This window comes from Bacillus cereus group sp. BfR-BA-01522 (genome assembly GCF_022662635.1).
Taxonomy (GTDB): domain Bacteria; phylum Bacillota; class Bacilli; order Bacillales; family Bacillaceae_G; genus Bacillus_A; species Bacillus_A cytotoxicus.
In genome coordinates this window covers 36,158-48,400 of the sequence record NZ_JAKUDY010000013.1, presented here as the reverse complement: position 1 = coordinate 48,400, position 12,243 = coordinate 36,158, and the positions used below count along the sequence as shown (strand labels likewise).

The following is a 12,243-nucleotide window of genomic DNA, read 5'->3' as shown; positions in this document are numbered from 1 at the left end:
TGTCTTATTGAAAAGGTTTTAGTACACTGTAAGGTAGACAACATGAAGGAGGAAAATATATGCCAATTTGGTCAGGTATTCTAGTTGGTGTAGTAGCATTACTAGCAGGCGTAGCGTTAGGTTTTTTTATCGCTCGTAAATATATGATGAACTACTTACAAAAAAATCCACCAATTAATGAACAAATGTTAAAAATGATGATGATGCAAATGGGACAAAAACCGTCTCAAAAGAAAATTAATCAAATGATGAGCGCGATGAACAAGCAAATGAAATAAGCGCGAAAAGGACATCCGGCACGGATGTCCTTTTCATTTGAAGGTACTAATTTTAAAAACTTTTAAAAATTCTGTATTTTTGATAAACTGAACACATCGCTTATTTTAAGAGAGGAGGATAACATGAAAGTATTTTTTAAGTTAGCTTGGTTTTTTAAACAAGAAAAGCGAGCGTACATAACGGGAATTATTTTATTATTTGGAGTAGCATTATTAGAGCTTGTGGCACCAAAAGTAATTGGAATTATTGTTGATGAGATTAATAATCAAACATTAACTGCCGAAAAGTTATTACAATGGGTTGGGCTTTTAATCATTGTTGGAATTACAATGTATATATTACGTTATATATGGCGTATTATGATTTTCGGTTCTTCTTTAAAATTAGCACGTCAATTGAGGAGTAGGTTATATGAACACTTTACAAATATGAGCCCTTCGTTTTATCAATCGCATCGTACAGGTGATTTAATGGCTCATGCGACAAATGATATTCAAGCGATTCAACAAACAGCTGGCTCTGGTGTATTGACACTTGTTGACTCTCTAGCTGTAGGAGGGTGTGTATTAATGGCAATGGGGTTTACGATTAGCTGGAAGTTAACGTTAATTAGCCTCCTTCCTATGCCAATTGTAGCAATTTCTACAAATTATTATGGTACATTGTTACATAGACGATTTCATAAAGCACAACAAGCATTTTCGGAAATTAACGATAAAGTACAAGAAAGTATGAGTGGGGTGAAGGTAATTCGCTCACTTGGTCAAGAAAAAGAAGACTTACAAGCATTTCGAAAAAAGTCAGAAGATGTAGTATATAAAAATATGTTAGTTGCTCGTATTGATTCATTGTTTGATCCAACAATTGCCCTTATTGTTGGTTTTTCATTTCTAATCGCAGTTTGTTACGGATCACTTTTAGTTGTGCGAGGAGAATTGACAGTAGGTGGGTTAATTACTTTTACAACATATTTAGGAACTCTCGTTTGGCCGATGTTAGCGTTTGGTTGGCTTTTTAATATTATGGAACGCGGGCGAGCGTCATATGATCGCGTTGAAAAAATTTTATCTCAAACTTCAGCTGTCGTGAATAAAGAGGATGCAATACAGCGTGTAGCGAGCGGTGATGTATCATTTGCAATCGATACATTTTCTTATAAGAAAAATGAAGTGTTGAATTTGAAAGATATTCATTTTGAATTGAAAAAGGGAGAAACATTAGGCGTTGTTGGCCGAACAGGTGCGGGAAAAACGACGTTATTAAAATGTCTGATTAGAGAGTATGATCATTTTAATGGTGAATTAAAAATTGGAAATCAAGATATTCGCAATATGACACTTCATAGTGTTAGGGCGGCTATTTCTTATGTTCCGCAAGACCATTTCTTATTTTCAACAAGCATAGGAGAAAATATTGCATTTGGAAAAACAAATGCGTCATATAAGGAAATTGTGCGTGCTGCTGAAATTGCATGTATTCATGATGATATTGTTCAATTTCCTGAAGGGTATGATACAGTAGTAGGGGAAAGAGGAGTTTCTTTATCAGGTGGGCAAAAACAGCGAATTTCTATTGCGCGTGCATTATTAACAGATGCTGAAATTTTAATTTTAGATGATTGTTTATCTGCGGTAGATGCCAAGACTGAGGAAAACATTTTAACAGCTTTAAAACGAGAAAGAGCACAAAAAACAACGATTATAACAGCACATCGGTTAAGTGCGATTCAACATGCCGATCTTATTCTTGTTATAGATGAAGGAAAGATTGTAGAGAGAGGGACGCATGAACAATTGATGAAGCAAACGGGGTGGTATAAAGAGATGTATGAAAGTCAACAGTTAGAGGCGCTAGTTGAGAAAGGAGGCATATAATGGCTGAGAAAAAGAGAAGTGACTTATGGCGATTACTTTCTTATATGAAACCATATAAAGGGTTGTTATCACTAGCGTTTCTATTTTTAGTTGGTGCAACGGTTACTGAAATGATGGGGCCATTTTTAATTAAACAATTTCTAGATGAACACTTAGTTCCACGTAATTTTGAACAATCGGCATTAATAACGTTATTTGTTATATATATGGTCGCCCATTTATTAAAAGTTTTATTTACGTATTTAAACCTATTATACTTTCAAAATATTGCATTTAAAATTGTGCAAGATATGCGTGTAGAAGTATATGAACATGTGCAAAAGCTGTCGCTAAGTTTTTTTGATCGTACCCCAATTGGGACACTTGTATCGCGCATAACGAATGATACAGAAGCAATTAAAGATTTTTATGTGAGTGTATTATCGACGTTTGTGAAAAATATTGTATTTTTAATTGGAATATTAGTAGCAATGTTTTTGCTGGATGTAAAACTAGCTTTATGTTCTCTTATCATGATTCCAATTATGGTGACGATTATGGCAGTATATCGCCGGAAAAGTTCAGCTTTTTATTTAGAATTACGCAGTCAACTTAGTATTTTAAATGCGAAGTTAAATGAATCGATTCAAGGTATGAATATTGTGCAAGTATTCCGGCAAGAAAGACGGATGAGAAAAGAGTTTGAAGAGATAAATGGTAAGCATTATAATGCTGGTCGCCGAACGTTAAAGTTAGATGCATTGCTTTTACGTCCAGCAACAGATCTTGTGCACATTATGGCAATTGCATTCGTACTTGCATTGTTTGGGATTCATGCATTGAATAGTCCTGTTGAAGTTGGAGTATTATATGCTTTTGTTAACTATATTCACCGTTTCTTTCAACCTGTAAATGAAATGATGATGAAGCTTTCGTTCTTTCAACAAGCACTCGTTTCATCTTCCCGTGTGTTTCATTTAATGGATGAAAATGATTTGGCACCCGTTCAACAAGGGAATGAAAAGCCACAAGTGCATGAAGGGGAAATTGAGTTTCAAAATGTTACTTTTTCTTATGATGGGAAGCGAGATGTGTTAAAGAATGTGTCGTTTCATGTGAAGCCTGGACAAACGGTTGCTTTTGTTGGGCACACTGGTAGTGGAAAAAGTACCATTATGAACTTATTGATGAGATTTTATCACATTAAGTCAGGAAGTATTCGAATAGATGGTGTAAATTTAGAAGAATTTGAGGAACAGGAAATTCGACAAAAGATTGGTCTTGTTTTGCAAGATGCATTTTTATTTGTTGGAAATGTGAAGCAAAATATTCGTATGTATGATGAAAGTATTACGGATGAAGAAGTAGAAGCAGCAGCCCGCTTCGTTCAAGCGAATACGTTTATTGAAAAGTTGCCAGGGCAGTATCATACAGAAGTAGTGGAACGGGGTACGGCTTTCTCGAGTGGGCAAAGACAATTGATTGCTTTCGCAAGAACAATTGCAACGAATCCGAAAGTACTTGTATTAGATGAAGCGACAGCAAATATTGATACGGAAACAGAAGAAGCAATTCAAACAGCATTGCAGCGTATGCGTAAAGGAAGAACTACAATTGCGATTGCGCACCGATTGTCCACGATCCAAGATGCCGATCAAATATTTGTAATGCATGAAGGAGAAATTGTCGAACGAGGAACACATCAAGAACTGCTAAGTAAGCAAGGACTCTACTATAATATGTATTTGCTTCAGAATAAAGGAAGTCTGCAAAAAGCCTTGTAGTAGCAAGGCTTTTTGCAATTTTATCCCGCTATTTTAGGGCAGTAAGACTCCCGCCTCAAGATTTAGGGAGAAGCAAGGAAGATAGGTGGGAGTAGGGCTGCCCGTAACAGCTCGATTGGTGAGGGCTCATAATCAGTGGGGATGAAGAAAGCCCCCACTGATTAAAGTTTCACTTTATAGTATAATAGGATAAAAATATTTTAGAATCAGAATCTGATAAGGAATAAAGGAGAAGGAAAATGGAATATGTGCTTATATGTGTCATTTTGGCTTTATTAGCTGTAGCATTTGTATTGTTTTATAAAAATAAACAGCTAGAATCTGAGAAGCAACAAGTAGATTTTGAAAAAGCACAAGTCATAGAAAACTATCAAGGGGAGATTGCTGCTACAGTTGAAAATTATGAACAGCAGCAAGAAACGATAAAAAATATAGAAAAACAAAAATACAATGATTTAAAAGTGAAAGCAGCTCGTGAAATTGAAAATATGCGAATGATGAAGAGCGAACTCACAATGCAACATAGTAAAGAGCGCAGTGAAATGCAGCAGAAACATAATCATGAAGTACAAATATTACAAAATTTTATTGCAGATTTAAAGGTGTATTCAAAAAATGTAGCGGAAATACATACGCATGAACTATTACATAACATGAAACAACAATTTATTCAGCAGGAAATTGTAAAAGAAAATGAGATATACATGATTCCAAATATATTTTTGCCGAAAATATCAAGCAGAACAAAAAGGAAGATGAAAAATCGCCGTATTCATCATGTGTTGTTATTAAGAACAGGCATATATGTGATTGAAACAGTAGAATGTAAAGGAAGAATCATACACGGTTTAACAAAAGATAATGCAGGGATCTTTTCATTTATGGTTGATGAAATAGGAAAGTATCAATATGAGCATAATCAAGAAGAAACGTTCATTTTTATAAAAGAAGAGCAAACGGGAACTTTGAAAGTAGTAAATGAAGGCAATGTTGTTTATAAGATACAATATCTTTCGGAAAGTTTATATGAGTATTTAAAAGAGAAAAATGCAGAAATTATAAAAGAAGAAGTAAAGCCGGTTATATATTTTGAGAATGAGAGAAATCAATATGAAATAATAGACTGTTCTCATGAACGAGTCCCAAGATTGAAAGATAGAGAACAATTTATTATGTATTTTAAAAATGTGCTGTTAAATGAAAAAGTGTTATATACTGCAAAAGAATTACAAGAAATAAAAAACGTGATAGAACAGATAGACAAGGTGATTGCTCAAAAATGATGCCATAAAGGAGACGCATTATTGAAAACATATATGAAACCTTTATTATGGGGAACATTGTATTTATATACTTTTTTCTACTTATTCATTTACCTAGCTTTTATATGCATAATTGTTATAGCTCATTCATCCTATAGTATAGTGAGTGTTTTAGCGGTATCAATTCCATTTATAATTTTGCTTTTGTTTCGGCGGGTGATGTTTAAACTTGCTTTAAGTGATGAGCAAGAAATATATCGTAAGAAACTGAAAAGTATTACAGTTGTTGGTGCGGCATTATTTACTGTATGTATCATACAACTAGGGGGTAATGAATATCAGTCGAGGTTTCACCAAGAAACATGGTTAAAAAATGATGGCAAACGAGTGTATATGATAGATGATTTACTAGCGAAACATAAACTAGTTGGAACATCCAAGGAAGAGGTTATCACGTTATTGGGTACACCAACAGAAATAAGACAATTTGAAACTGTCCATCAAATGATATATTATTTAGGAACTGAAGGAGGATTTATCCCGATTGATAGTGAATGTCTCATTTTATATTTAAATCATAATGATAGGATAATAGATTATAGAATTGAAACGGACTAAAATAGCGGAATATAAAAAAACAGAAGGTATGTTAGCACCTTCTGTTTTTTTACAGTTTTCATATATGTACAATAACGATAAATGATGTCGAATCTTATCTATACGAATAAGAAAAAAGTCGTTATAATTTAAGGTAGTTAAGTAATTTAGTAGGTTGCTAAAATATAATTGTATGAGAAAAGGAGGCGTAAGAACACGAAATGTTGTTGGACATAACGTGTTAAGAAGTAGAATGAAAAAAGGACTTTATAATGTTTTCGCAATGTCAATTGCATTGCAGGTGGTAATGATTCCAAGTGATTCTTTTGCAGCACCGTTAGAAAAAACGATAGAGTTATCAACAGATGAGCAAGCGTTGAAAAGTATTGAGAATCATATGAAACATGAAGATGGACGTGGTGATAGTCAAGAAGCTAATAGTGAAGTACAAGGGGATTTTCTGGTACATATAAAAAAAGAAACGTCAATATATGAATCATCGGACTTAAAGGAATGGACTGGGAAGAATTTTTCTAAGCAAGTGGTGAAAGCTTCAAAGAGAAAAGGAAATGCTTATTACATTCAAACACGAAATGAAGCAGGGTGGATACAACATATAGATAATCATGTTGAAGTTCGAAATATTTATCCATTATCGAATAAGAGACTCGTTATTCATGAAGAAACTGCTCTGTATTCTTCACCTTTCGATTCATTTCAAGAAGAAAGTACATTACAACCTCAAACAGTTGTAGCGATTGGACAAGCGGGAGATTGGTTCCAAGTTGAAACAAATGAAGGGAAAAAGTGGATTCATTCCTCAAATGTAGCGTTTGAAGGGACAAAAGCATCCCTTATTCAAAATAACGAGATGCCAACTTATAAAAAACGTGAGGCAGGTCTATATTATGCAGCACCGTCTGCTTTAAAAATAGGATCTGTTTATGGGGTACCATTTACAGAATGGATTGTCCCAAAAGGAAATGATAATATTCGTCCTGGTTATGCAATGGATCCAAAGTATATTACCATTCATGAAACGGATAATTATAGCGTTGGTGCAGGGGCTAGAAATCATGCTCAATATTTATATAATCAAGCAACAGGGGATACAGATCGCTCAGCATCTTGGCATTTTACAGTGGATGATAAAGAGATTTATCAGCATCTTCCGTTAAATGAAAATGGTTGGCATGCAGGAGATGGATCCAATGGAACAGGTAATAGACAATCCATTGCGATTGAGATTGCTGTAAATCAAGATGGGAATTACGATAAAGCGGTAGAAAATGCTCGGAAATTAACAGCTTATTTGATGGGAGAGTTACACATTCCTATAGAAAATGTGAAAAAACACCAATATTGGAGTGGGAAAATTTGTCCCGCAATTATGATTCAACGCGGTGCGTGGAATGCTTTCTTACAAGGTGCAAAAAGTTACTATGATGAAAATCATCAAGATGATATTACAGGTGGATGGTATGAACAAGATATTCGCGAATTAGCTGCGAAAGGAATTATGGTTGGGGATGGAAATGGTTCCTATTGGCCAAATCGTCTTGTGACGCGCGGAGAATTTGCAAATTTCATTTCGCGATCATTACAGCTGCCAGAAGGAAGTTCAACGTTTACAGATTTAAATGAAGCTCATCCATCATTAGTAGACGGTATTAATCGTGCAGCAAGTGCAGGAATTATTAATGGTCGAGGAGACAATACGTTTGATCCAAATGATACAATTAAACGTGATGAAGTTGTCATTATGATTGATCGTGCTTTACAGTATAAAGGTATCACAGGAACTTTAGTTGAAGTACCATTTTCTGATCAAAACTTAGCATATGACAAGCAAGCATTAAAACGTGTCTATGGATTAGGAATTGTAAAAGGAAATGAAAATAATGAATTTATGCCAAAAGGAACAGCTACTCGCGGCGAATCAGCAGCATTTATAAATAGAATGTTATATGTAATAGAGAGGTAATAAGCAAAAAGTACTCACGTTTGTGGGTACTTTTTCTTTTTCAATATATCTGAAACAGGAATTGCATATTTTGTATGGAATAAGGAATAAAAGTGGAGTGAATCTAATATATTTAGATGATTTGTTCTACTTTTCATGAAAATCATAATGGATTTTAGAACAAGAATGAAAAGGAGGTAAGACGGTGGGAAAAATACCGACTGAAGTCCTGAGTAAAGAATTGATGGAAAGAGAAGGGATTATATCTATTACAGTAAGGGAATTTGAAAAAATCGAGGTAGCAGGGGTTGTCGTATCTGGGCCAGCTCTTATTTTAATTAATCAAGACTAGCTGTACATATTATGATTAAAAGCATCCGTATAGGATGCTTTTTCGTTTGCAGGAAAAGAATTTTATTAGATAATAGAGCTACTGGAGGGAAAAAAAGTGGCTATTATTCTTACAATGTTTGCAATGGGGATTTTATTAGGGTTTGTTGGAGCTGGTGGAGCAGGGTTTATAATTGGAGTTTTAACTCTTATATTCCAAGTGCCCGTTCATATAGCTCTTGCAACTTCGCTAACAGCAATGGCATTTACAACACTTTCAGGTGTAGTAAGTCATTATAGAGAGGGGAATGTTTCTTTAAAAATAGGAGGGGTTGTAGGAATATTTGGGGCGATTGGATCGTATGTTGGCTCTCAGTTTGGGGCAGTAATTCCAGCGCAGCTTCTTCATTGGTTTACTGCTAGTATGCTATTTTTATCAGCCATATGTATGTGTATTCGATTACTCTATTTCCACAATCAATCGAAAATGAATCATGAAAAAGGATTATCTATCACTATATTAGTGAAAAGTATGTTACTAGGTTTAGTAACTGGAAGTTTAGCGGGTGCTTTTGGGATAGGATCAGCACCATTTATTCAACTAGGATTAATGGTATTATTAGGTTTAACAATTCAGCAATCGGTTGGAACGACAATGCTCATTATTCTTCCAATTGCAATTGGAGGTGGGATTGGTTATAGTTCAGCCGGATATTTAAATTATGTATTATTGGTACAAGTTTTAATAGGAACGATGTTAGGTGCCTATTTAGGAGCGAAATTTACTAACTTTGCTCCACGTATTGTTTTGAAACTGTCTATGATTATAACACCGATTGCAGCAGGATGTCTGCTGTTAGTAGAATAGGATTTGGGTCTTATTGCCTTTACATAAAAGAGATAAGGAATTGTGGAACATATATAACAAGCTATTAATATGTTTTACATATGAATTATGTAAGTAATTCATATTTCAAATATAAAGGGATTTGCTATAATATAATGAGTGTAACGTTCGAGTATTCGACGTATTACTAGTATTATATCCCTATCCCTTTTCTAAAAATGCGAACAAGTTTTGCCCTATTCTATTTCATTTCTCAATGAATAGAAATATATTGTTCGATGACCATTATAGAACGTACATAATGGTGAAATCCCGATCCTTAAAGAGGATGCCCCTAATCTTCATATGAAAATATGATCGGAAGTAGAAAGCTGCCCTATTCAGGTCAGCTTTTTTTTTGATATGCACTATATTCTTCAGTAATTTCTGTTTGTAATAGAAGAGATTTCCCAAAGCGGCGTTTACATTCATTCGTTACTTTCTCAATGGCGAGAGTATGAGAAGTAGCAGATACCGTAACCGTTGTCCTTCTCGATGTTCGATTTTGTTCACAAAAGACACATTCCACAACATATTTAGAAATCATATTTTCATCCTTTCTTATGAATGATTAGGAATGAATTGTCTTGGAAGTTGATATAACCTTTCGATGTAAAATGTATTTCCCCTCTATTTCTGAGGGGAAAATGTAGGGGAAAGACTTTATTTTTCTTATAACTTTTGAATATTGAGATGGAACCAAGTGAAACTTTAATCAGTGTGGGCTCCATCCCTCGTTTGATTCATCGGGCTTGTTACTTCCCTAAAATAGAGAAGAAGAGTAAGGGGGGAATACTCCGAGCCCATTACAGTTTCATAACGGGCTGGGATCTATTATTTTTCTATTACGTTATAAACTTTTTGAGTGTTTTCGCTTTCGAAGTTATTATTCTTTCTTATTTTCATGTAATAGTATGTGTAACAAAAGATAATAAATGGGATTGTGCAGTAGATTCCTAATCTTTGATTCGGGATGAAGAGTAAGCTAACTAATATAATTCCATACAGTCCGAACCCTAGAATTGGTATAACGGGATACAATGGAGTTTTAAACTTCAAATCTGTTAATTTCCCGCCATTTGCTACATATTGTTTGCGGAAAAGAAGCTGGGAAGCACAGATAGACATCCAAACAATAATAGTTATGACTCCAGAAATGGAAATTAACCATAAGTACACTGTTTCAGCAGCTACAACACTTGTGAGTAAAGATAATCCGGAAATAGATATTGTCATGATGAGGGCATATAGTGGGATACCTCTAGATGATAATTTCTGTAAAAATGCCGGGGCCATACTATTTTTTGATAGGGACCAAAGCATTCGAGTTGCGGCATACAGACCTGAATTTGCAACAGAAAGAACTGCAGTAAGGATAACGAAATTCATTATATCAGCTGCATACGGAATACCTATACGATCAAACACAGCAACAAAAGGACTTTTCGTTAATCCAGCTTCTTGCCAAGGGATTAAAGTGACTAGAACGAAAATTGCTAAAACAAAGAAAAACATTGTCCGCCATATAATATTTCTAATAGAACGCGGTAATGTTTTTGCAGGATTTTCACTTTCACCAGCTGCAATCCCAACAAGTTCTGTACCTTGAAAAGAATAATTTACAGTAACCATTGTTAATAAAATGGCACCAATACCATTTGGAAATAGGCCGCCATGCTCGATAAAGTTAGAAAGCAGCGGGGCAGGTTCATTTCCTTTCAACTCAATAATGCCCAACATAGCTGCGCCTCCAAGAATAATAAAAGCTACAATAGCGGATACTTTAATACTTGAAAACCAAAATTCAGTTTCAGCATAACTACGAGCAGATAGGGCATTTATCGTAAAGATTGTGACACCAAATATGAGGCACCATACCCATACAGGAATACCTGGAAGCCAGCGTTGCATTGTAATACCTGCAGTTGTAAATTCGAGTCCAGTCGTATTTGCCCAGCTTAACCAATACAGCCAACCAATTGTAAAGCCGGTGGCTGGGTTTATAAATTTTGTTGCATATTCTTGAAAAGATCCAGAAACGGGCATTGCTACAGCAAGTTCACCGAGACATAGCATAACAAAGTACATTAACAATCCGCCTGCAATAAAAGCAAGTACAGCCCCACCAGGTCCAGCTTGACTAATAATAAAGCCAGATCCATTAAATAATCCGGTTCCAATTACGCCTCCAAGTGCAATCATAAACAGATGTCGGCTTTTCATCGTGCGTTTTAATTCATGATTTTGTTTATTGAGTTCTGTCATATTCTTCCTCACTTCCCCATGTAATAGATTCAAATACAATTTTCTGTATAGTGGAATATATTTCATCATACGGAATATAGTTTTAATTTTTAGATAATTATAGCGAAAAGTCAATCTTTTTATTTTTTTTGAAAATTAAATAATTTGTTTGATTTCTTGAGAAGATTTTGTTAAATTGGTAGATAATTAAGGTTAGTTAGATATTATGAGTGAAGTTGAGGAGCATGCCTGTGCAATCTATTGATCGAGCAATCAGTATTATAAAACTATTGTATTCAGAAAATGATAAGGAACATTGGGCTATTTCTGATATAGCTGATAGAACACATCTGCCAGTTAGTACAGTGCATAGAATATTAAATTCTTTAATGGAACATGGATTAGTTACACAGATTCCGGAAACGAAGCATTATACAATCGGACCGATGTGGATGGAAGTAGGTCTACGGCAATTAGAAAAAGTAGACTATCGATCTGTCGCAAGAGAAGTAATGAAACGCTTAGCATATGAAGTGGAAGAAAGCGTATACTTAAATATTCCAAATGGGACACATTCTATTATTATTGAGAGAATAGATAGTCCTTTAAAGATTCGTGTTATCGATAATTTAGGAGAACAAATTCCACTTTCCATCGGTGCTGCTAATAAAACGATACTTGCGAATATGAAAACAAATGAGGTAGAACATATTGTAGATCAGCTATTGCCTTCTATATCAGAGCAAAAACAACGGCTATTTGATCAGCTTACTGTGATAAGAAGAGAAGGATATGCGGTAAGTTATGGTGAGAAGACAGAAGGAACCGCATCAATTGCTGCACCCATTATAGGTTTTAATCATAAAGTGGTAGGAGCAATCAGTATTGGATTAATTAGTGAACGGATTAATGAGGAGCGATTGGCTTTTCTTGTTAATCAGGTTATAAATGCTGCGAATGAAATATCAATAAAAATCGGCGGAACAGGAAAGGAATAGGAGAATATTCTGTCGTTTTTTATTCATATATTGGAATTGATTTTCAT

11 protein-coding genes are annotated in these 12,243 nt (G+C 34.8%); 9 read left to right on the top strand and 2 right to left on the bottom strand.

Features of this window, described 5'->3' with window-relative positions:
- Positions 1-59: 59 nt before the first annotated feature.
- From MR059_RS17010 to MR059_RS16975, 8 genes are all read left to right on the top strand, one after another.
- Positions 60-278: a YneF family protein gene (locus tag MR059_RS17010; RefSeq protein ID WP_012094776.1), complete on the top strand. Its 219-nt coding sequence runs from the start codon at positions 60-62 to the stop codon at positions 276-278.
- Positions 279-401: 123 nt separating this feature from the next.
- Positions 402-2,153, top strand: coding sequence for an ABC transporter transmembrane domain-containing protein (locus MR059_RS17005; protein ID WP_012094775.1), 1,752 nt, complete (start codon positions 402-404; stop codon positions 2,151-2,153).
- Positions 2,153-3,916 carry an ABC transporter ATP-binding protein gene (locus MR059_RS17000; RefSeq protein WP_012094774.1) on the top strand — a complete coding sequence of 588 codons (1,764 nt, stop codon included), beginning with the start codon at positions 2,153-2,155 and terminating at the stop codon, positions 3,914-3,916. The genes MR059_RS17005 and MR059_RS17000 overlap by 1 nt, the downstream gene beginning before the upstream one ends.
- Positions 3,917-4,155: 239 nt before the next feature.
- Complete coding sequence (locus MR059_RS16995; RefSeq protein ID WP_242161916.1) at positions 4,156-5,199, top strand: NERD domain-containing protein; 1,044 nt, start codon at positions 4,156-4,158, stop codon at positions 5,197-5,199.
- A gap of 198 nt (positions 5,200-5,397) precedes the next feature.
- The gene (locus MR059_RS16990; protein ID WP_237701308.1) at positions 5,398-5,796 is read left to right on the top strand and encodes a hypothetical protein; all 399 of its coding nucleotides are present in this window, start codon (positions 5,398-5,400) and stop codon (positions 5,794-5,796) included.
- A gap of 232 nt (positions 5,797-6,028) precedes the next feature.
- Complete coding sequence (locus tag MR059_RS16985) at positions 6,029-7,759, top strand: S-layer homology domain-containing protein (RefSeq protein ID WP_041810463.1); 1,731 nt, start codon at positions 6,029-6,031, stop codon at positions 7,757-7,759.
- Positions 7,760-7,943: 184 nt separating this feature from the next.
- Positions 7,944-8,090 carry a BC1881 family protein gene (locus tag MR059_RS16980; RefSeq protein ID WP_012094770.1) on the top strand — a complete coding sequence of 49 codons (147 nt, stop codon included), beginning with the start codon at positions 7,944-7,946 and terminating at the stop codon, positions 8,088-8,090.
- 96 nt (positions 8,091-8,186) lie between these two features.
- On the top strand, positions 8,187-8,936 hold the full coding sequence (locus MR059_RS16975; protein ID WP_012094769.1) for a sulfite exporter TauE/SafE family protein: 750 nt from the start codon (positions 8,187-8,189) through the stop codon (positions 8,934-8,936).
- A gap of 364 nt (positions 8,937-9,300) precedes the next feature.
- Here MR059_RS16975 and MR059_RS16970 read toward each other — a convergent pair whose 3' ends face one another.
- Together MR059_RS16970 and MR059_RS16965 are read right to left on the bottom strand one after the other, a co-directional pair.
- Positions 9,301-9,501 (bottom strand): DUF3903 domain-containing protein, encoded by a 201-nt coding sequence (locus MR059_RS16970; protein ID WP_012094768.1) that lies wholly within the window; start codon positions 9,499-9,501, stop codon positions 9,301-9,303.
- A gap of 287 nt (positions 9,502-9,788) precedes the next feature.
- A complete protein-coding gene (locus MR059_RS16965; protein ID WP_012094767.1) occupies positions 9,789-11,219 on the bottom strand; it encodes an amino acid permease in 1,431 nt (476 codons plus the stop codon).
- A gap of 224 nt (positions 11,220-11,443) precedes the next feature.
- Between MR059_RS16965 and MR059_RS16960 the strand changes: the two genes are divergently transcribed.
- The gene (locus MR059_RS16960; RefSeq protein WP_012094766.1) at positions 11,444-12,196 is read left to right on the top strand and encodes an IclR family transcriptional regulator; all 753 of its coding nucleotides are present in this window, start codon (positions 11,444-11,446) and stop codon (positions 12,194-12,196) included.
- Positions 12,197-12,243 lie beyond the last annotated feature (47 nt).